The sequence below is a fragment of the Pseudomonas sp. BP8 genome (genome assembly GCF_017875955.1).
Lineage (GTDB): Bacteria > Pseudomonadota > Gammaproteobacteria > Pseudomonadales > Pseudomonadaceae > Aquipseudomonas.
The window spans coordinates 706,514-725,334 of the sequence record NZ_JAGINK010000001.1 but is presented as its reverse complement, the minus strand read 5'-3'; the positions used below and the strand labels follow the sequence as shown (position 1 = coordinate 725,334).

20 protein-coding genes are annotated in these 18,821 nt (G+C 63.4%); 10 read left to right on the top strand and 10 right to left on the bottom strand.

Annotation, left to right across the window (positions count from 1 at the left end):
• The first annotated feature begins 121 nt into the window (after window positions 1-121).
• Window positions 122-2,986, top strand: coding sequence for a class I adenylate cyclase (locus tag J3B00_RS03185; RefSeq protein ID WP_209863606.1), 2,865 nt, complete (start codon window positions 122-124; stop codon window positions 2,984-2,986).
• A gap of 55 nt (window positions 2,987-3,041) precedes the next feature.
• Here the strand turns inward: J3B00_RS03185 and rnk are convergent, their stop codons facing one another.
• The 3 genes from rnk to cyaY all read right to left on the bottom strand — a co-directional run bounded on the left by rnk (window position 3,042) and on the right by cyaY (window position 4,134).
• Complete coding sequence (gene rnk, locus J3B00_RS03180) at window positions 3,042-3,452, bottom strand: nucleoside diphosphate kinase regulator (RefSeq protein WP_209863602.1); 411 nt, start codon at window positions 3,450-3,452, stop codon at window positions 3,042-3,044.
• Between the two features lie 135 nt (window positions 3,453-3,587).
• Complete coding sequence (locus J3B00_RS03175; protein WP_209863599.1) at window positions 3,588-3,800, bottom strand: DUF1289 domain-containing protein; 213 nt, start codon at window positions 3,798-3,800, stop codon at window positions 3,588-3,590.
• A 1-nt stretch (window position 3,801) separates the two neighbouring features.
• Complete coding sequence (cyaY, locus tag J3B00_RS03170; RefSeq protein ID WP_209863596.1) at window positions 3,802-4,134, bottom strand: iron donor protein CyaY; 333 nt, start codon at window positions 4,132-4,134, stop codon at window positions 3,802-3,804.
• Window positions 4,135-4,324: 190 nt separating this feature from the next.
• Between cyaY and J3B00_RS03165 the strand changes: the two genes are divergently transcribed.
• From J3B00_RS03165 to J3B00_RS03140, 6 genes are read left to right on the top strand one after another with little or no spacing between them, the layout of a single operon-like run.
• Entirely contained in the window at window positions 4,325-4,528 is a 204-nt protein-coding gene (locus tag J3B00_RS03165) for a lipoprotein (protein WP_209863593.1), read from the top strand.
• A gap of 9 nt (window positions 4,529-4,537) precedes the next feature.
• Entirely contained in the window at window positions 4,538-5,785 is a 1,248-nt protein-coding gene (lysA, locus tag J3B00_RS03160; RefSeq protein WP_209863589.1) for a diaminopimelate decarboxylase, read from the top strand.
• A gap of 4 nt (window positions 5,786-5,789) precedes the next feature.
• The gene (gene dapF, locus J3B00_RS03155) at window positions 5,790-6,620 is read left to right on the top strand and encodes a diaminopimelate epimerase (RefSeq protein WP_209863586.1); all 831 of its coding nucleotides are present in this window, start codon (window positions 5,790-5,792) and stop codon (window positions 6,618-6,620) included.
• Between the two features lie 13 nt (window positions 6,621-6,633).
• Window positions 6,634-7,344: a DUF484 family protein gene (locus tag J3B00_RS03150; protein WP_209863583.1), complete on the top strand. Its 711-nt coding sequence runs from the start codon at window positions 6,634-6,636 to the stop codon at window positions 7,342-7,344.
• The gene (gene xerC, locus J3B00_RS03145) at window positions 7,344-8,243 is read left to right on the top strand and encodes a tyrosine recombinase XerC (protein ID WP_209863580.1); all 900 of its coding nucleotides are present in this window, start codon (window positions 7,344-7,346) and stop codon (window positions 8,241-8,243) included. Before J3B00_RS03150 ends, xerC begins: the two co-directional genes overlap by 1 nt.
• Window positions 8,240-8,935, top strand: coding sequence for an HAD-IA family hydrolase (locus J3B00_RS03140; RefSeq protein WP_209863577.1), 696 nt, complete (start codon window positions 8,240-8,242; stop codon window positions 8,933-8,935). Before xerC ends, J3B00_RS03140 begins: the two co-directional genes overlap by 4 nt.
• Window positions 8,936-9,127: 192 nt before the next feature.
• Here the strand turns inward: J3B00_RS03140 and sutA are convergent, their stop codons facing one another.
• From sutA to glnK, 3 genes are all read right to left on the bottom strand, one after another.
• The gene (gene sutA / locus J3B00_RS03135; protein ID WP_209863573.1) at window positions 9,128-9,451 is read right to left on the bottom strand and encodes a transcriptional regulator SutA; all 324 of its coding nucleotides are present in this window, start codon (window positions 9,449-9,451) and stop codon (window positions 9,128-9,130) included.
• Between the two features lie 433 nt (window positions 9,452-9,884).
• On the bottom strand, window positions 9,885-11,207 hold the full coding sequence (locus J3B00_RS03130) for an ammonium transporter (protein WP_209863570.1): 1,323 nt from the start codon (window positions 11,205-11,207) through the stop codon (window positions 9,885-9,887).
• 47 nt (window positions 11,208-11,254) lie between these two features.
• Window positions 11,255-11,593 (bottom strand): P-II family nitrogen regulator, encoded by a 339-nt coding sequence (gene glnK / locus J3B00_RS03125; RefSeq protein WP_002555808.1) that lies wholly within the window; start codon window positions 11,591-11,593, stop codon window positions 11,255-11,257.
• Window positions 11,594-12,012: 419 nt separating this feature from the next.
• On the opposite strand from glnK, the gene J3B00_RS03120 reads away from it, so the two are divergent.
• Complete coding sequence (locus tag J3B00_RS03120; protein WP_209863567.1) at window positions 12,013-12,303, top strand: accessory factor UbiK family protein; 291 nt, start codon at window positions 12,013-12,015, stop codon at window positions 12,301-12,303.
• Window positions 12,304-12,498: 195 nt separating this feature from the next.
• Window positions 12,499-13,986 (top strand): YifB family Mg chelatase-like AAA ATPase, encoded by a 1,488-nt coding sequence (locus J3B00_RS03115; RefSeq protein ID WP_209863564.1) that lies wholly within the window; start codon window positions 12,499-12,501, stop codon window positions 13,984-13,986.
• An 11-nt stretch (window positions 13,987-13,997) separates the two neighbouring features.
• On the opposite strand, the gene J3B00_RS03110 is transcribed toward J3B00_RS03115, so the two are convergent.
• The 4 genes from J3B00_RS03110 to J3B00_RS03095 all read right to left on the bottom strand — a co-directional run bounded on the left by J3B00_RS03110 (window position 13,998) and on the right by J3B00_RS03095 (window position 17,581).
• Window positions 13,998-14,408, bottom strand: coding sequence for a DoxX family protein (locus J3B00_RS03110; protein ID WP_209863561.1), 411 nt, complete (start codon window positions 14,406-14,408; stop codon window positions 13,998-14,000).
• 320 nt (window positions 14,409-14,728) lie between these two features.
• Window positions 14,729-15,337: a L(+)-tartrate dehydratase subunit beta gene (ttdB, locus tag J3B00_RS03105; RefSeq protein WP_209863558.1), complete on the bottom strand. Its 609-nt coding sequence runs from the start codon at window positions 15,335-15,337 to the stop codon at window positions 14,729-14,731.
• Complete coding sequence (gene ttdA, locus J3B00_RS03100; RefSeq protein ID WP_209863555.1) at window positions 15,334-16,233, bottom strand: L(+)-tartrate dehydratase subunit alpha; 900 nt, start codon at window positions 16,231-16,233, stop codon at window positions 15,334-15,336. The genes ttdB and ttdA overlap by 4 nt, the downstream gene beginning before the upstream one ends.
• Before the next feature lie 19 nt (window positions 16,234-16,252).
• Entirely contained in the window at window positions 16,253-17,581 is a 1,329-nt protein-coding gene (locus J3B00_RS03095; RefSeq protein WP_209863552.1) for a dicarboxylate/amino acid:cation symporter, read from the bottom strand.
• Between the two features lie 190 nt (window positions 17,582-17,771).
• On the opposite strand from J3B00_RS03095, the gene J3B00_RS03090 reads away from it, so the two are divergent.
• Window positions 17,772-18,686, top strand: a complete 915-nt coding sequence (locus J3B00_RS03090) for a LysR substrate-binding domain-containing protein (RefSeq protein WP_209863549.1) — start codon at window positions 17,772-17,774, stop codon at window positions 18,684-18,686.
• Window positions 18,687-18,821 lie beyond the last annotated feature (135 nt).

Here is an 18,821-nt window from a genome sequence, read left to right as displayed (position 1 = left end):
GAAGACGCCCTGTGCAGCGCTATAAATCTGACGTCAAAAAAAACCACGCGAGCCTTATCCGCCCGCAGCACTCAAGCTAAACTCGGCGCAGCCCCACCCCCGGCCTGCCCCTGAGCGTGCAATGAACCACCCCCACGAAATCCGTCCCGACCTGGATGAAGGCATCGACCGCAAGGTCCTGGCCACGCTGCGTGCGCGCTTTCTGCTGATCAACCAGGGCCGTATGGCACGGGCACTGGAGGGCTTGTCGACCCGCCAGCAGCAGGTACTGACGCTGCTGCCTCTGCTGTTTCACGTCAATCACCCACTGCTGCCCGGCTATGTCTCGGGCACTACCCCGGCTGGCGTTTCCGACTACGAGCCGGAAGCCGAGCTGGTTACCGAAGCGCAACGCCTGGCCCGCTCGTTCAGTCACAAGCCGCGCCTGGCCACTACCCCACGGCCGATCCACGGCCTGTACCTGATGGGCAGCCTCGGCACGCTCGCCCAAGCCGAACAGAGCGACATGGACCTGTGGGTCTGCCACGCCCCTGGCCTTGGCGAAGACGCGCTGGCCGAGCTGCGGCGCAAGTGCCAGCTGCTCGAAAGCTGGGCGGCGAGCATGGGCACCGAGGCACATTTTTTTCTGATCGAGCCCCAGGGTTTCGTTCAGGGTGAACGCGACAGCCAGCTCAGCTCCGATGACTGTGGCACCACCCAGCATTATCTGTTGCTCGACGAGTTCTATCGCACGGCCATCTGGCTGGCCGGGCGCACGCCGCTGTGGTGGTTGGTTCCGGTCTATGAAGAACACAACTACCAGGCCTATACCCAGACCCTGCTGTCGAAGCGTTTTATCAGGGCCGAGCACGACCTCGACCTGGGCCACCTGGCGCATATTCCTGCCGGCGAATTCGTCGGGGCGGGCCTGTGGCAGCTGTTCAAGGGCATCGATTCGCCCTACAAGTCGCTGCTCAAGCTGCTGCTGACCGAGGTCTACGCCAGCGAGCACCCGCAGGTGCGCTGCCTGAGCCTGGATTACAAACAGGCGGTGTTCGCCAACCAGCTCGATCTCGATGCGCTCGACCCATACGTGATGATCTATCGCCGTATCGAGCAGTACCTGCAAAGGCGCGGCGACAACGGGCGCCTGGAGTTGGTACGGCGCAGCCTGTACCTGAAGGTGAACAAAAAGCTCAGCGGCCTTGGCCGCTCGCGCACCAGCGGTTGGCAGCGCCGCCTGCTCGCGCGGCTGGTGGAAGAGTGGGGCTGGGACGAGCGCCAACTGACCCTGCTCGACAGCCGTAGCCAGTGGAAGGTGCGCCAGGTCGCCGTCGAGCGCCGAGAACTGGTGGCCGAGCTGAATCACAGCTACCGCTTTCTCAGCCAGTTCGCCCGCGATCAGAACGCCAGCAGCCGCGCCGACCAACGCGACCTGAATGTCCTCGGCCGGCGCCTGTATGCCGCCTTCGAGCGCCGCGCCGGCAAGATCGAGGTGATCAACCCGGGGATCGCTCCAGACCTTGCCGAAGACACCCTGACCTTGGTCCAGGCACCGCATCGCAAGGAGCCCGGCAGCCATCAGTGGGGGCTGTACAACGGCAACCTCGGCGTACACGAATGGGAGCACTTCACCCCACTCAAGCGCTGCCGCGAGCTGCTCGAGCTACTGACCTGGGCGCACCGCAACGGGGTCATCGACAGCACCACCCGACTGGCGCTGCACCCCGGCGTCAGCGACCTGAGCGAGTTCGAGCTGTTCAACCTGCTCGGCAGCTTGCAACAGGCTATCGCCCTGCCCCTGGACACGGTCAGCGAGGTGCGCTTGCTGCAACCCAGCGTGGCTGACGAGATCCTCTTGCTGGTCAACGTCGGTGTCGATCCGCTGCGTCATCAGCGCGACCTGAACATCCTGATGACCACCGAGCGCACCGATTCGCTGAGCTATGCCGGGGTGCGCGAGAACCTGGTGCTGACCCTCGACCAGATCACTCTCAACAGCTGGAACGAAGTGCTGGTACAGCGCTTCGACGGCGAACATGCGTTGATGCGCTGCCTGCGCGACTTCCTCAACAGCCTCGGCCAGCGCAGCCACCGTCCGCGGTTGCGGGTGCGCTGCTTCTGTCATAACCGCGCCCAGGCCATCGCGCAACGGGTCGAGGCGCTGTTCGATACTGCCCTGCTGCTGCTCGATCAAGGCCTCAACCACCGCTACCTGGTGCAGATCGCCCAGCACACCCACGCGTTGGAGCTGAACCCTGGCCAGGTGACCCTGGCGACGTTGCCCGGGCATCAGCAGGTGCTCGAGTACCTGGGCGAGGAACGCGGCGCGTACAGCCCGCTGTACCTGGATGCCAATGCCCTGCAGGACCACGACCTGCCATGGGTCCTCGAGTACGGCCAGCCACAATCCATCCAGGTGTTCTACCGTCTGTTCGAGGGTTGGGCAGACGTGTATGTGCTGGATGAATTCAATGCGCTGTGGCAGCAGCGCCTGCCGCTCGAAGACGAAAGCCACCTGCTGCTGCCGCTGCAGCGTTTCTTGCGCTCGGTGCTGATGCGCCACGACGCGCGCCTGCCGCTGGACAGCCTGCAACAGGCATCGCTGGAGATCTTCTATTACCAGTTGCTGCCTGGCGGGTCGGGCAAGGTGCGTAGCCTGGAGCCACGCCCGGCGCCGCTCGATACCAGCACCCAGCCGTACTACGAAGTGCAGGCGATCATTCAGGGCGGGATTGGCGACGAGGTGCACATCACCCTGTACTGCGACCAGCTGGAATTTTCCGAGCTGGAGCATGGCGACCAACTGTATGCGGTGGTGGCGCGGCAGATCATTGGCCAGCGGCGCAGTGCCGGCAGCTATCGCTGCTACATCACCGACCTCGACCTGTCAGAGCTGCTGGCCGACGAGCAGGGATCGACCTGCCTGTACCTGCGTTACAAACGCGAACTGGAGCAGGCGCTGAATGAGGGGCTGGAGCAATTGCAGGCGACGCTGCAGTCTTGAGATCCCGGGGCTGCTGGGCAGACCGGAATCTCATATGAACGGCAGTCAGGAACGATCAGAGATCGAAATCGCCCGCCGCTTCCGGCTGGTATTCCACCGCCAGCAGTTGCAACTTCAGGGTCTTGCCGGCAGGCGCCGGCCAGTCGATCTGGTCACCTACCGACAAGCCCAGCAACGCACAGCCGATCGGCGCCAGAATCGACACCTTGCCGTCACCGCCGGCATCCTTCGGGTACACCAGGGTCAGGTGGTAATCCTTGCCACTGGCTTCCTCGCGGCAGTGCACACGCGAGTTCATGGTGACCACACCAGCGGGGACCTCATCATGACCGACCACCTTGTCGGCGCGATCCAGCTCGGCCTGCAGCGCGATCACACCCGGCGTGGTTTCATCGAGGCTGTCGATCAGGCGCTCGAGACGCTGCACGTCCAATCGGGTGAGGATGAGGGAAGGTTTGCTGCTCATGATCCAGTCAGACTCCGTGTTCAACAGGCAATTTGTAGTGCGCAGATAAAGCAAAACCCCGCCCAAGGGCGGGGTTTGAGAATGCTTTCGGCTGCACCGATGCAGAGCCCGACAGTACCACAGCGGGGTAAATACTCAAGCCCGTGCGCGCAGTGCCTCGGCTTCGCGACAGATCTGCCGGCGCCGCTGGTCGTCGGCCGAGCGCCATTCACGGATGTGCTCGACGTGCCGATGGCAGCCGGTGCAGACGCGCTGTTCGTCGAGCCGGCAGACATTGATGCACGGCGACTGCACGGCGGGGCTGACGTTGCTGTAGAGCGGCTTGGGCGGCCGCGGCTGCTCGCTCATCTCAGATCTCGTCAAAGTCCAGCTTTTCGCCAGCGCGTTCCCAGACGATACGCTCAAGCATCTCGCCAAGCAGCTCGTCGCTCTTCTCGCAGACCCACTTCTTGCTCTCTTCGTCGTAGTCGAAGTGGAAGCCACCGGACTTGTCCGCCAGCCACAGCTGACGCAGCGGCTCCTGGCGGCTGAAGATCAACTGGCTGCCGTTTTCGAACTTGATGGTCAGCACGCCGGCGGAGTTTTCCATGTCCAGGTCAAGGTCGGTTTCATCGAACAGGTCTTCCAGGGCCTGTTGGGTCGCGTCGACCAGGTCGTGGAAACGCGCTTCACTCAAACTCATTGCAGGAACCTCGAAATTGGCTGCTAACGGCAAGCGGGGGAAGATACGGACGCTTGGCCGTGAATGCAAAGGATAACCCCGAACACAGGACCGGCAGTACGCCCGCCAGGCGGACCGGCCCTTGCATAGGCAATCAGGCAGGCGCTCGGTATACTCGGGCGCAATACTGCTTATTTCAAGGATTTCGCCAATGAAGCGCCTGATTTCCTCCCTCGCGGCGCTGGTCGCGGTTGCCTGCCTCGTTTCGGCCTGCGGTCAGAAAGGCCCACTTTACCTGCCTGAAGACGGCAAGGACGGCAAGGCCAACAAATCGCACCAGCACCAGCACGCTGAGCCCTCGCCGCAGCAAACGCCGCAGCAAGAGCAAGACCCCGAGCAGCAGCCAGCGCAGTAAGGAAATCAGATGAACGCTTTCAACTACCGCGACGGCCAGCTGTTCGCGGAAGGCGTGGCCCTGTCGGCCATTGCCCAGCAATTCGGCACCCCGACCTACGTCTACTCGCGCGCCCACATCGAGGCGCAGTACCGTAGCTACACCGATGCCCTGCAAGGCGTCGAGCACCTGGTGTGCTTCGCGGTCAAGGCCAACTCCAACCTCGGCGTGCTGAACCTGCTGGCCCGCCTGGGCGCGGGCTTCGACATCGTTTCCGGCGGTGAGCTGGAGCGCGTGCTGGCAGCGGGCGGGCGGGCCGATCGCGTGGTGTTCTCCGGTGTCGGCAAGACCCGTGAAGACATGCGCCGCGCCCTCGAAGTCGGGGTGCACTGCTTCAACGTCGAGTCCACCGACGAGCTCGAGCGCCTGCAGGTAGTCGCCGCCGAGATGGGCAAGGTTGCCCCGGTTTCGCTGCGGGTCAACCCGGATGTCGACGCTGGCACCCACCCGTACATCTCCACCGGCCTCAAGGAAAACAAGTTCGGCATCGCCATCGCCGATGCCGAAGAGGTCTACGTCCGCGCCGCGCAATTGCCTAACCTGGAAGTGGTCGGTGTCGACTGCCACATCGGTTCGCAGCTGACCACCCTGGAGCCCTTCCTCGATGCCCTCGACCGCCTGCTGGCGTTGATCGACCGCCTCGGCGAATGCGGCATCCTCCTGCGCCACCTGGACCTGGGCGGCGGTGTTGGCGTGCGCTACCGCGACGAAGAGCCGCCGCTGGCCGGCGACTATGTCAAGGCGATCCGCGAGCGCGTCGGCGACCGTGACCTGGCCCTGGTGTTCGAGCCAGGCCGCTACATCGTGGCCAACGCCGGCGTCCTGCTGACCCGCGTGGAATACCTCAAGCACACCGAACACAAGGATTTCGCCATCGTCGATGCGGCGATGAACGACCTCATCCGCCCGGCGCTGTACCAGGCCTGGATGGGCGTCAGTGCCGTGCAGCCGCGCGACGGCGAAGGCCGTGCCTATGACCTGGTCGGGCCGATCTGCGAGACGGGCGATTTCCTCGCCAAGGACCGCGTGCTGAACCTGGCCGAAGGTGACCTGCTGGCCGTCGGGTCGGCGGGCGCCTATGGTTTCGTCATGAGCTCGAACTACAACACCCGTGGCCGCTGCGCCGAGGTGCTGGTCGACGGTGACCAGGCCTTCGAGGTGCGTCGCCGCGAGACCATCGCCGAACTGTTCGCCGGCGAAAGCCTGCTGCCGGAGTGAACCCATGCTGCTGCGTTTCACCAAGATGCACGGCCTGGGCAACGACTTCATGGTCCTCGACCTGGTCAGCCAGCACGCGCACATCCAGCCCAAGCACGCCAAGCAATGGGGTGATCGGCACACCGGCATCGGTTTCGACCAGCTGCTGATCGTCGAGGCGCCGAACAATCCGGACGTGGACTTCCGCTACCGGATCTTCAACGCCGACGGCTCCGAGGTCGAGCAGTGCGGCAACGGCGCGCGCTGCTTCGCCCGTTTCGTGCTGGACAAGCGCCTGACCGCGAAAAAGCTGATACGGGTTGAGACCAAGGGCGGCGTGATCGAGCTGGACGTGCGTAACGACGGCCAGATCTGCGTCGACATGGGCCCGCCACGGCTGAACCCGGTCGAGATCCCGTTCCAGGCGCCAGAACAGGCCCTGAGCTATGCGCTGGATATCGACGGCCAGAGCTACCCGATCGCCGCCGTGTCCATGGGCAACCCCCATGCGGTGCTGCGCGTCGATGACGTGCTGACCGCGCCAGTGCATGAGCTGGGCCCGAAAATCGAAAACCACCCGCGCTTCCCGCAGCGGGTCAACGCCGGCTTTATCCAGATCGTCGACCGCCACCGTGCCAACCTGCGGGTCTGGGAACGAGGCGCCGGCGAAACCCAGGCTTGCGGCACCGGCGCGTGCGCCGCGGCCGTGGCTGCCATCAGCCAGGGGTGGATGGATTCGCCCGTGTCCATCGACCTGCCAGGCGGTCGCCTGAGCATCGAGTGGGCTGGCCCCGGCCAACCGGTTCTGATGACCGGCCCAGCCGTGCGTGTCTACGAAGGACAGGTTCGTCTCTAAGCGAGTAACCGCCATGACCGATCAGCCACAGGTTGCACCCGAACAGACCACCGAGCTCGATGCCGAGGCGGTGGTTGCCTATCTGCGTGCCCACCCGACGTTCTTTGCCGAGCACGACGAGCTGCTGCTCGAGCAATGCATCCCCCACCAGCGCGGCGACAGCGTGTCGCTGGTGGAACGCCAGCTCAAGCTGCTGCGCGACCGCAACATCGAGATGCGTCATCGCCTGTCGCAGCTGATGGACGTGGCCCGGGACAACGACCGATTGTTCGACAAGACCCGTCGACTGATCCTTGACCTGCTCGATGCCAGCAGCCTGGAAGACGTGGTGATGGCGGTCGAAGACAGCCTGCGCCAGGAGTTCCAGGTGCCCTTCGTCAGCCTGATCCTGTTTGGCGAAAACGCCATGCCGGTCGGCCGCTGGGTCAGCAATGCCGAGGCCCAGCAGGCCATCGGGGCGCTGCTCGGCAGTGGCAAGACGGTCAGTGGCAACCTGCGCGAGCACGAGCTGGCCTTTCTGTTTGGCGAGGCGCAACGCAAGGAAGTCGGTTCCAGTGCCGTGGCCACCCTCGAGTACCAGGGCGTGCATGGTGTGCTGGCCATCGGCAGCCGTGATCCGCAGCACTACAAGAGCACGGTCGGCACGCTGTTTCTCAGCTACATCGCCGAAGTGCTTGGCCGCACCGTGCCGCGCCTGACCCAGACCCTGCGCCAGGTGCGCTGATGGAGCGCCAACTGGAGGCTTATTGCGCACACCTGCGCAACGAGCGCCAGGTATCGGTGCACACCCAGCTGGCGTACCGCCGCGACCTGGCCAAGGTGCTCGAATACTGCAACAGCCAGGGCATCGCCAGTTGGCGCGACCTGCAGATCCAGCAACTGCGCCAACTGGTCGCGCGCCAGCACCATCACGGCCAGTCCGCGCCGAGCCTGGCCAGGCTGCTGTCGGCAGTGCGCGGCCTGTATCGCTACCTCAACCGTGAAGGCCTGTGCGAGCACGATCCGGCCAATGGTCTCTCTCCGCCCAAAGGCGAGCGCCGCTTGCCCAAGGTGCTCGACACCGACCGTGCCCTGCAGTTGCTCGAGGGCGGCGTCGACGACGATTTCATTGCCCGCCGCGACCAGGCCATCCTCGAGCTGTTCTATTCGTCGGGCCTGCGCCTGTCCGAGCTGACCAACCTTGACCTTGACCAGCTGGACCTGGCCGCCGGCCTGGTCCAGGTACACGGCAAGGGCAGCAAGAGCCGCGTCCTGCCGGTCGGCCGCAAGGCCCGCGAGGCGCTGCAGGAGTGGCTCAAGCTGCGCGGCATCAGCGCACCGCGCGACAATGCGGTGTTTCTCAGCCGCCAGGGCCGGCGCCTCGGCCAGCGCGCCATCCAGTTGCGGGTAAAGGCCGCTGGCGAGCGCGAGCTCGGCCAGCACCTGCACCCACACATGCTCCGCCATTCCTTCGCCAGCCATCTGCTTGAGTCGTCCCAGGACCTGCGCGCGGTGCAAGAGATGCTCGGCCATGCCGACATCAGCACCACCCAGATCTACACCCACCTGGACTTCCAGCACCTGGCCGCGGTGTACGACAGCGCCCATCCCCGGGCCAAACGCAGCAAAGGCACAGACTCATGAGCATCAAGCTGATCACCTTCGACCTGGACGACACCTTGTGGGACACCGCGCCGGTGATCCTCAGCGCCGAGACCGTTTTGCGCGACTGGCTCGAGGCCAATGCGCCGCGTCTGGGCGGTGTGCCGGTCGAGCACCTGTTTGCCATCCGCGAACGCCTGGTGCAGGCCGAACCGGGCCTCAAGCATCGCATCAGCGCCCTGCGCCGAAGGGTGCTGTTCCATGCCCTGGCGGATGTCGGCTACAGCGAACAGCAGGCTCAGGCGCTGGCCAACGAAGGCTTCGAGGTGTTTCTTCACGCCCGGCACCAGGTCGAGGTGTTCCCCGAGGTGCAGCCGGTGCTGGAGATCCTCCGCCACCGCTACACCCTTGGCGTGGTGACCAATGGTAATGCCGACGTCAGCCGCATTGGCCTGGCGGACTACTTCAAGTTTGCCTTGTGTGCCGAGGACCTGGGGATCGGCAAGCCTGATCCGGCGCCGTTCCTTGAGGCGTTGAAACGCGGCGAGGCAGACGCCAGTGCTGCCGTGCATATCGGTGACCACCCTGGTGATGACATCGCCGGGGCCCAGCGCGCCGGTTTGCGCGCGGTGTGGTTCAACCCGCAGGGCAAGGCCTGGGCTGGCGACAAAGCGCCGGATGCAGAGATCCAGCGCCTTTCGCAGCTGCCTGAGGTGCTCGCCCGCTGGCGTTAAGCATCTTTGTTGAATGGCGAGGGCTTCGCCCTAGTTCGCGGGGCAAGCCCGCTCCTACAGGTTGTGTGTGAACACCACCGCCCCTGTAGGAGCGGGCTTGCCCCGCGAAGAAACCGCCACAGCCCAAACACCTTCAGCATCGCGCCCACAAAAAAGCCCGCAGCGACGGCGGGCTTTTTTGCAAACAACCACTCAGATAGGGCGGCTGCCGTATTTGTTGTCCGGCTTCTTGGGCGGATCGGCGACCACATTGGCCTCCACTTCCTGCACCTTGCCACCGCGCGACAGGAACTCTTCCATCGCCTTGGCCAGCGCATCACGCTCCTTCTGCTTGGCTTCCATGCTCGGCATCTCGTCTACCGAGACGGCCGCCTTGGATTTGCCTTTGGCAGCCGGTGCCGGGCTGTCTTCGCCAGCGTCTTCGGCGCTGTCGTCAGCCGCAGTCTCAAGACCTTCATCAGCCTCGTCTTCGTCGCCTACTTCGAGGTCATCATTTTCCAGATCGTCGTCGCTCATGTTCTACCTCATGACTTGCAAAAAGCAGGTTAGTTATAGACCAGTGCAGCCGTAGACCGGCCGCCACCAGTGAAAATTCAACTGGCCGTGGGTTGGCCACTGCCCTTGGGCAGCCGTCGCCTGATGAGCGGCGGCGCCGTTCAAACCCTGCTCCTGGCAGGGCCTGACAAAATCCGTGAGCTTCCCTGCTGGCCATACGCTACTGGCAAGCCTAGCAAAGGGTAGCGGAGTGTGCGGGTCACATCGTGCAACACCCTACGGCGCGCATTCTAGCGTGCCCGCAGAAAAAGCAAAGCACCATAAACGCCCTATGCGGTGTAAGTTTTTGCCACGCGTCGCGAACGTGAGGGATAAACCGTTTGCTCTGCGCGAACGTGCAAAAATCAGGCAAAAAAATGCCCGGCGAACCGGGCAAGTTTTTCCAGCGTCGTAGTTACAGGTTGTAACCACGTTCGTTGTGTTGAGCCAGGTCGAGGCCGACCGACTCTTCTTCTTCGTTGACCCGCAGGCCCATCACCACGTCCAGCACCTTGAGGATCACGTAGGTGACGATGGCGGTGTAGACCACGGTGAAGATCACGCCCTTGGCCTGGATCCAGAACTGCGCGCCGATGTCTTCGACTTCGCCGAAGCCGCCCAGCGCCGGAGCTGCGAACACGCCGGTGAGCAAGGCACCGATGATGCCGCCAATACCGTGTACGCCGAAGGCGTCCAGCGAATCGTCATAGCCCATCTTGCGCTTGAGGCTGGTGGCGCAGAAGTAGCAGATCACACCCGAGGCCAGGCCGATCACCAGCGCACCCATCGGGCCGACGGTACCCGCAGCCGGGGTGATGGCAACCAGGCCGGCGACCACACCCGAGGCAATGCCCAGAGCGCTTGGCTTGCCGTGGAAGATCCACTCGGCGAACATCCAGCCCAGCGCCGCCGCCGCGGTGGCGATCTGGGTAACCAGCATGGCCATGCCTGCAGTGCCGTTGGCGGCAGCGGCGGAGCCGGCGTTGAAGCCGAACCAGCCGATCCACAGCATGGCAGCGCCCATCAGGGTGTAGCCGAGGTTGTGCGGCGCCATCGGGGTGGTCGGGTAGCCTTTGCGCTTGCCCAGCACCAGGCAGCAGACCAGGCCCGCGATACCGGCGTTGATGTGCACCACGGTGCCGCCAGCGAAGTCCAGCACGCCCCAATCCCACATCAGCGCGCCGTCACCGCTCCAGACCATGTGCGCGATCGGCGCATAGACCAGGGTGAACCACACGGCCATGAAGATCAGCATCGCGGAAAACTTCATCCGCTCGGCAAAGGCACCGACGATCAGCGCCGGGGTGATGATGGCGAAGGTCATCTGGAAGGTGATGAACACCGCTTCCGGGAAGGCCGCGGTCAGGCTGTCAGGGGTGACGCCGTTGAGGAAGGCTTTGGAGAAGCCGCCCACGAAGGAACTGAAGTTGAGTACGCCCTTTTCCATACCGGTGGTATCGAAAGCCAGGCTGTAGCCGTAGACCATCCACAGGATGCTCATCAGGCCAGTAATGGCAAAGCACTGCATCATCACCGACAACACGTTCTTCGAGCGGACCATGCCGCCGTAGAACAGGGCCAGGCCCGGAATGGTCATGAACAGTACCAACGCCGTCGCGGTGAGCATCCAGGCGGTGTCGCCGGAGTTCAGCGTGGGGACAGCTTCCTCGGCCAGGGCGAGGCCTGGCATTGCGAGGGACAATAGGGCTCCTAGCCCTGCGATCTGACGCAGAGTCATGTTGTTTTCTCCTGGGGCGTTGGGTTTGGTGAGGCTTTTGTTGTTGCTTAGATCGCGTCGGTATCGGTTTCGCCGGTACGGATGCGGATGGCCTGCTCCAGATTGACTACGAAAATCTTGCCGTCACCGATCTTGCCGGTGTTGGCGGCCTTGGTGATGGCCTCGATTACCCGGTCCAGATCCTTGTCGTCGATGGCGACGTCGATCTTCACTTTAGGCAGGAAGTCGACCACGTATTCAGCACCGCGATACAGCTCGGTGTGGCCCTTCTGCCGACCGAAGCCTTTGACTTCGGTGACGGTGATGCCCTGCACGCCGATTTCCGACAGCGACTCGCGCACGTCGTCCAGCTTGAACGGCTTGATGATGGCAGTGACTAGCTTCATGAAACTCTCTCCCGATTTGGTGGACTTGCCCCAGGAAAACAAACCCGTCTCAAGTCTAAGCGCAGTGCCCGGCTTTGTAACGCATCGTTGGCACCCTCCTCACCGCCGATGCACGCCTCGACGGTAACGATCAGCCTTTCGGCTCGGCCTGCGCACTGCCTGGTCACAAGGAACTGCATCAGTGCATGGCTCGCAGAGGTCTTTGCAGAAACCTTGCCAGGTCGCACAAAGCGCCGGAAAACAGGTAGTTGCGTGAAAGAGCAGGGATTGGCCAGTCGCCATCAGTGGAAACATGCACAATTTCGGTGCACCGCCTTGTACCGCGCTGCGCAAAAAGTGTGCAGCGCCAGGGTCCCTTAGGGGCCATGGGGTGGCGTGTTACACTGGCGCTCTTTTACTGATCAAGCGGACAGCCCACCATGCTCGCGCCCAAAGCCCTCCTCGACGCCCTCAGCGACCAGGCCTCGCGCCTGTTCAGCGGCGACACTGCACAGCCCCGCGCCGAACTCGAAAGCCAGTTCAAGATGCTCATGCAGAGCGCTTTCAGCAAACTCGACCTGGTCAGCCGGGAAGAATTCGATAGTCAGATGGTGGTGTTGGCACGTACCCGTGCCCGCCTCGAAGCGCTGGAAAAGCAAGTCGCCGAGCTGGATGCGCGGATGGCGCCGATTGCGCCGCAGCCAGCAGCAGCGGCTGACCCGCAGGACTGAGCCCGTAACGCCACCCGCAATGGCGCCGCAAACCCTGTAGGATCGGCCGTGGTGGATGGCACCGGCGCTGCCGGTTCCGCAGGGCCGTAGCCGTTAGTAAAATCCGGTCGCACTCTTTCAGGGCTGCACGCCCGACTCCGCTCTACGCTTCACAAGCCGCAGGACGCGGCGTCCCTCAGCGACCACGGAGTGTCCATGTCCCTTGCCCTTGTCTACAGCCGCGCCCAGGTGGGCGTGCAGGCGCCGGCTGTCAGTGTCGAAACTCATCTGGCCAACGGCCTGCCCAGCCTGACCCTGGTCGGGCTGCCTGAAGCCACCGTGAAAGAAAGCAAGGACCGGGTACGCAGCGCCATCGTCAATTCCGGCCTCAACTACCCGGCGCGGCGCATCACCCAGAGCCTGGCCCCGGCTGACTTGCCCAAGGATGGCGGGCGTTACGACCTGGCAATTGCCCTGGGCATTCTGGCTGCCGATGGACAGGTGCCGGTGGCGCCGCTGAGCGATCTCGAATGCCTGGGTGAATTGGCACTGTCCGGGGCTGTGCGCGCGGTACAGGGGGTATTGCCCGCCGCGCTGGCGGCACGCGAGGCGGGACGGGCGCTGGTGGTGCCGCGGGACAACGCCGAGGAGGCGAGCCTTGCCAGCGGGTTGGTGGTGTATGCGGTGGGGCACCTGCTGGAACTGGTGGCACACCTCACCGGGCAGGTGCCATTGCCGCCCTATGCAGCCAATGGGCTGGTGTTGCACCAGCGGCCCTACCCCGACTTGAGCGAGGTGCAGGGGCAGGTGGCGGCGAAGCGAGCGCTGCTGGTCGCGGCGGCTGGGGCGCATAATCTGCTGTTCACAGGGCCACCTGGCACAGGCAAGACCTTGCTCGCCAGTCGCCTGCCCGGGCTGTTGCCGCCGCTGGATGAGCGCGAGGCACTGGAAGTGGCGGCGATCCAGTCAGTCAGCGGTCGAACACCGCTAAACAGCTGGCCTCAGCGACCCTTCAGGCACCCCCACCACTCCGCTTCCGGGCCGGCATTGGTGGGTGGCGGCAGCCGTCCGCAACCTGGGGAGATCACCCTCGCCCACCATGGTGTGCTGTTTCTCGATGAGCTGCCCGAGTTCGAGCGGCGGGTACTCGAGGTACTGCGCGAGCCGCTGGAGAGTGGCGAGATTGTGGTAGCGCGGGCCAAGGACAAGGTGCGCTTCCCTGCCCGCTTTCAGCTGGTGGCGGCGATGAACCCCTGCCCGTGTGGCTATCTGGGCGACCCCACCGGGCGCTGCCGGTGCAGCACCGAGCTGATCCAGCGCTACCGCAACAAGCTGTCCGGGCCGTTGCTAGACCGCATCGACCTGCACCTGACCGTAGCGCGGGAAAGCACGGTCCTGAGGTGCGACCCCAGTGGTGAGTCCAGCGCCAGCGTGGCCAGCGTAGTGGCCGAGGCGCGCGAGCGTCAGCAGCGCCGCCAGGGCTGCGCCAATGCCTTTCTCGACTTGAACGGGCTCCGCCAGCATTGCCTGTTGAGCACAGAGGATCAGCGCTGGCTGGAGAACGCCTGTGAACGCTTGAGCTTGTCGCTGCGTGCCGCGCACCGTTTGCTCAAGGTGGCGCGGACCTTGGCCGACCTAGAGCAGGTCGAGTTGATTGGCCGTCCGCACTTGGCCGAAGCACTTCAATACCGGCCAGGCAGTTGAGCGGAGTACCGTCAGCGAGGTACACCTGGCAGCTTGACGACCCACGGGCCCGGGCCGGTCAGCGCCAAGCCGGCGTACAGCACCAGGAACAACCAGGCGAACTGCCCTTGCTCAAGGCTCCACTCCGGGTGCACCACCACCAGCGCCACCAGCAGCACGGCGATTACCGGCAGGCAGGCCAGCCTGGCGCAGATGCCAAGGATCAGCAGCAACGGGCAGAACACTTCGGCGAACACGGCGAGGCCGAGGGTCAGGCTAGCGCCGAGGCCGAACGGGTCTTCGATCCGTTGCAGTTCGCTGCTCCAGTTGAGCAGTTTTGGCAGGCCGTGGATGAGCAGTAGCAACACCGCAGCGGCGACGCGCATGAACAGCAGGCCGGCGGCGGGTGATGCGAGGAATTGGAGTTTTTGCGGGCGGGGCATAAGGGGCGTCTCGGCAATCCGAACAGCGGCGGACTATGCCGGGGATCGTTGAGGGATGATTGAGTAGATGTGCTGTCATGGGAGGTTCAGGCCACGCAGCGCGCCCCTGCAGGAGCGGCGGTACGGCGATCCGACTTGACCCGCGAAAACCGGCGAAGCCGGTGCCATACACCACGGTGGCTGGACCGGCCTCTTCGCGGGGCAAGCCCGCTCCTAAAAAGTATGCGCCGCTTTTACGGGCGTTGAGCGCAGCCCGAAGGGCCGGGCAATCTCCTGCAGGATCCGCGGATGGTTGATGTTGTGATCAGCCCGCAGCCACATCACTTGATGAACCGCACCTGGCTGTTGATCTTTTCGATCACCGCGCCCTTGCGTTCGTTGAAGCGCAACTTGTTCTGCTCGAACAGGTTATTGCCCTTGGTATCGATCGAAATGATCAGCGGCCCGAACTCACGCACGCGGTTCACCCAGAGCGTTTCCGGCATACCCAGGTCCTGCCATTCGGCACGGACGATCTCTTCCACCTGGGTGGCCGCCAGCACCGCACAACCACCGGGGAACACCGCATGCACCGCCTTGTTCTCCAGGCAGCCGGTGGTGGTTTCCGGGCCCATGCCGCCCTTGCCGACAATCAGCTTGACGCCGGTCTGCTCGATGAACTCCTTCTCGAATTTTTCCATGCGCATGCTGGTAGTCGGCCCGATGGAGACCATCTCGAAGCTGCCATCGTCTTTCTTGCGCACGATCGGCCCGGCATGAAAGATCGCCCCGCCGCGCAAGTCCACTGGCAACTCACGCTTGAGCTCGATCAGGCGCCGGTGGGCGACGTCGCGGCAGGTCACCAACTGGCCGGTCAGGTAAATCACGTCGCCGACATTCAGGTCAGCCAGGTCTTCGTCCTTGATCGGGGTGCTGAGGATCTTCTTCACAGGACTACTCCTTCATGCGAGAAGATGTCGTAGGACAGGTCGGCATTGATGCGGATCTTGCCGCGGCGGTGGGCCCAGCAACCGGTCGACACGGCAACGCCGATGGTCGACGGGTGACGCGCCGACGACTCGATGTTCACCCCCATCACGCTGCTGTTGCCGGTCAGCCCCTGCGGGCCGATGCCGATTTCGTTGAGGCCATCCTCCAGCAGCTTTTCCATCATTGCCGCGCTTTCGTTGGGGTGGCTGGAGTCGACCGGACGCAGGATCGCCCGTTTGGACAAGCGTGCGGCGGTCTCGACCGAGGTCGACACGCCAACGCCAACCAGCAGTGGCGGGCAGGCGTTGATGCCGCGCGAGGTGATCACATCGAAGACGAACTCGGTGACCCCTTCATAGCCCTGCCCCGGCATCAACACCTTGGCCGAGCCCGGCAAGGTGCAACCGCCACCGGCCATGTACACGTCGACGATGGCATGATCCGCATCAGGGATGATTTCCCAGTCCAGCCAAGGGATCTTCGAGCCCGTGTTGGTGCCGGTGTTTTTCTCGATGAAGGTTTCCACCGCGTTATGCCGAAGCGGGCCCTTGATGGTCGCCTCTTTGGTGGCATTCTCCAGGATGCTTTCCAGCTCTCCCAGCAGCGGGAAACGCGCCCCGGCACTGATGAAGTACTGGATCACCCCAGTGTCCTGGCAGCTTGGCCGGTCGAGCTTGTCGGCGTAATCCTGGTTCTCGGCCATCGAGTCATAGACGGCGATGGCCAGCGGATTGGTTTCCGCTGCACGCAACTTGGCGGTCTTCTCCTTGACGTCCTTGGGCAGGCGCTTGCCGATATAGGCGGTGAACTTGGCCATGACATCGGTCAGTGATTCAACGGCGGCTTGTCTATCCACGATTATTCTCCTCAGGGCATCACAAGGCTGGTTTGACTGGGCTCTGGGTACTCAGCGGCGGCGCATCCTGAGCTTGCTTGAGCTCCGGTACCGGCCCGCCATCGAGCACCTGGTCCATGGTTTTCTTATCGAGTGCACCCACCCACTTGGCGATCGCCATGGTGCCGACCGCATTGCCGATGGTGTTGGTGATGGCGCGCGCCTCGGACATGAAGCGGTCGACGCCGAGCAGCAGGACCATGCCCGCCACCGGGATGTTGTCCATGGTCGCCAGGGTTGCGGCGAGAGTGATGAAGCCCGAGCCGGTGACCCCCGCCGACCCTTTGGAGGTCAGCAGCAAGACGCCGAGGACGATCAGCTGGTCCATCAGGGTCAGCGGCGTGTTGGTGGCCTGAGCGATGAAGATCGCCGCCATGGTGTAGTAGATGCACTGGCCATCCGGGTTGAAGGTCAGCCCCGACGGGATCACCAGGCCGACCACCGGCTTGGACACGCCGACCCTTTCCAGCTTGGTCATCAGCTGCGGCACCACCGACTCCGACGAGCTGGTGCCAAGCACGGTGAACAGCTCTTCCTTGAGGTACTTGAGAAACTTCCACAGGCTGAAACCGGACATCCGGCAGATCGTGCCAAGGATGATCACCACGAACAGGAAGCAGGTGATGTACATGGTCGCCATCAACTTGCCGAGCGACACGATCGAGCCCAGCCCGTACTTGCCGACGGTAAATGCCATCGCCCCGCAGGCCGCCAGTGGCGCAACCCGCATGACCAGGCCGACGATGTAGAACATGCCGTGGGAGAACGCCTCGAGCACATCGACAAAGGGTTTGCCACGCGGCCCGAGGTGCGACAGGGCGATACCGAACAGGGTCGAGAACAGCAGTATCTGCAGGATCTGGTTCTTGGCGAAGGCATCGGTAATGCTCGCCGGGATCACGTTCATCAGGAACTCGGTAAAGCCGCCCGAGCTGGTCGCCGCCGAGGTGTAGGTCGAGATGCTGGCGATGTCGAGGGTGGCCGGATCGACGTTCATGCCCTTGCCGGGTTCGACCAGGTTGACCACGATCAGGCCAAGCACCAGGGCGAAGGTCGAGAGGATCTCGAAGTAGATCAGCGCTCGCACGCCAACCCGGCCCAGCTCCTTCATGTTGTCCATCTTGGCGATGCCGAGCACCACCGTGGCGAAGATGATCGGGGCAAAGACCATCTTGATCAATTTGATGAAGGCGTCGCCCAAGGGCTTGAGGTCGACGCCGACGTGTGGCCAGAACACACCGAGCAGGATGCCGATGGTTACGCCAATCAGAACCTGGACATAGAGCTTTCCGAGGAATCGCATGGCCATTTTTCTCCGCATTATTGTTGTGAGTCGGATTTTTTCGTGGCGGCGCGTTCGCTACCCAAGGCCAGGCATTGGCGAGGGAGGCGCGTAGAGAACGCAGTGGTGCTGTGGGAAATCACCCCTACAAATTAATGGTTTTGCAAATGTTCTGTAATACACTGAAATTCACTTCATTAAGTCTTCAGAGTTACTTATGAGCCCGACCTCGGAATTGGCCTTTTTCGCCCTGCTGACGAGGCTCGGCAGCCTGGCGGCGACCGCCCGCGAGCTCAACCTGACCCCACCGGCGGTGTCCAAGCGCCTTAACCAGCTGGAACGCCGGCTTGGCGTGCGTCTGCTCAACCGCACCACACGCAGCATCAGCCTGACGGCCGAGGGCGAGCTGTACCTGGTCAATGCACAGCGCATCCTCGGCGAGATCGAAGAGATGGAACGCCAGGTCTCCAGCAGTCGCGCAGAGCCCAAGGGCCTGCTGCGGGTCAATGCGCCGCTGGGCTTTGGCCGCACCCATGTGGGGCCGGCGATCTCTTCATTCGCCAAGCGCTACCCCGAGATCGAGGTGCAGTTGCAGCTGAGCGATCGGCCGATCAACCTGCCGGATGACGCCATCGACGTTGCCATCCGTTTTGGCGAGTTGCCGGATTCACGCCTGATTGCGCGCAAGATTGCCGCCAACCGGCGGCGGTTGTGCGCGGCGCCGGCGTACCTGCAGGCGCATGGCTACCCGGAGAAACCCAAGGACCTCGCCCAGCACAACTGCATCGTGTTGCGGCAGAACGATTCGGCCTTCGGCAGCTGGCGGCTGAGCCGAGGCAAGCTGACCGAGTCGGTCAAAGTGGGCGGTAGCCTGAGTACCAACGATGGCGAGGTGGCACTGAACTGGGCGCTGGAGGGGCACGGCATTCTCATGCGTGCAGAGTGGAACCTCGCCGGGCATCTGCGCAGCGGGCGGCTGGTCGAGGTGCTCAGTGACTACGAAACGCCGCCCGCCGATATCTATGCGGTCTATCTCGAGCGGCTCAACCTGTCGGCCAAGGTGTCGTTCTTCATCGAGCACCTGCGCGAGTTCTTTCGCAGCAAAGCTGACAGCCCGCAAGCCTGGCCATAGTGGCCATAAAGTGGCCAGAATGGCTCGAGACTAATTGGAAACACCGCGTAACATTTATAGATAATTTTTAGTTGTACGATATCCTACCAACTGTGTTCGACTGCGCCGGCTCTCAATACAAAAATAATGGAGACA

What these genes read in the sequence shown, in the direction of transcription:
- J3B00_RS03185 (WP_209863606.1), top strand. Translation starts at nt 122, where the DNA reads ATGAACCACCCCCACGAAATCCGTCCCGACCTGGATGAAGGCATCGAC.
- rnk (WP_209863602.1), bottom strand. Translation starts at nt 3,452, where the DNA reads ATGAGCAGCAAACCTTCCCTCATCCTCACCCGATTGGACGTGCAGCGT.
- J3B00_RS03175 (WP_209863599.1), bottom strand. Translation starts at nt 3,800, where the DNA reads ATGAGCGAGCAGCCGCGGCCGCCCAAGCCGCTCTACAGCAACGTCAGC.
- cyaY (WP_209863596.1), bottom strand. Translation starts at nt 4,134, where the DNA reads ATGAGTTTGAGTGAAGCGCGTTTCCACGACCTGGTCGACGCGACCCAA.
- J3B00_RS03165 (WP_209863593.1), top strand. Translation starts at nt 4,325, where the DNA reads ATGAAGCGCCTGATTTCCTCCCTCGCGGCGCTGGTCGCGGTTGCCTGC.
- lysA (WP_209863589.1), top strand. Translation starts at nt 4,538, where the DNA reads ATGAACGCTTTCAACTACCGCGACGGCCAGCTGTTCGCGGAAGGCGTG.
- dapF (WP_209863586.1), top strand. Translation starts at nt 5,790, where the DNA reads ATGCTGCTGCGTTTCACCAAGATGCACGGCCTGGGCAACGACTTCATG.
- J3B00_RS03150 (WP_209863583.1), top strand. Translation starts at nt 6,634, where the DNA reads ATGACCGATCAGCCACAGGTTGCACCCGAACAGACCACCGAGCTCGAT.
- xerC (WP_209863580.1), top strand. Translation starts at nt 7,344, where the DNA reads ATGGAGCGCCAACTGGAGGCTTATTGCGCACACCTGCGCAACGAGCGC.
- J3B00_RS03140 (WP_209863577.1), top strand. Translation starts at nt 8,240, where the DNA reads ATGAGCATCAAGCTGATCACCTTCGACCTGGACGACACCTTGTGGGAC.
- sutA (WP_209863573.1), bottom strand. Translation starts at nt 9,451, where the DNA reads ATGAGCGACGACGATCTGGAAAATGATGACCTCGAAGTAGGCGACGAA.
- J3B00_RS03130 (WP_209863570.1), bottom strand. Translation starts at nt 11,207, where the DNA reads ATGACTCTGCGTCAGATCGCAGGGCTAGGAGCCCTATTGTCCCTCGCA.
- glnK (WP_002555808.1), bottom strand. Translation starts at nt 11,593, where the DNA reads ATGAAGCTAGTCACTGCCATCATCAAGCCGTTCAAGCTGGACGACGTG.
- J3B00_RS03120 (WP_209863567.1), top strand. Translation starts at nt 12,013, where the DNA reads ATGCTCGCGCCCAAAGCCCTCCTCGACGCCCTCAGCGACCAGGCCTCG.
- J3B00_RS03115 (WP_209863564.1), top strand. Translation starts at nt 12,499, where the DNA reads ATGTCCCTTGCCCTTGTCTACAGCCGCGCCCAGGTGGGCGTGCAGGCG.
- J3B00_RS03110 (WP_209863561.1), bottom strand. Translation starts at nt 14,408, where the DNA reads ATGCCCCGCCCGCAAAAACTCCAATTCCTCGCATCACCCGCCGCCGGC.
- J3B00_RS03095 (WP_209863552.1), bottom strand. Translation starts at nt 17,581, where the DNA reads ATGGCCATGCGATTCCTCGGAAAGCTCTATGTCCAGGTTCTGATTGGC.
- J3B00_RS03090 (WP_209863549.1), top strand. Translation starts at nt 17,772, where the DNA reads ATGAGCCCGACCTCGGAATTGGCCTTTTTCGCCCTGCTGACGAGGCTC.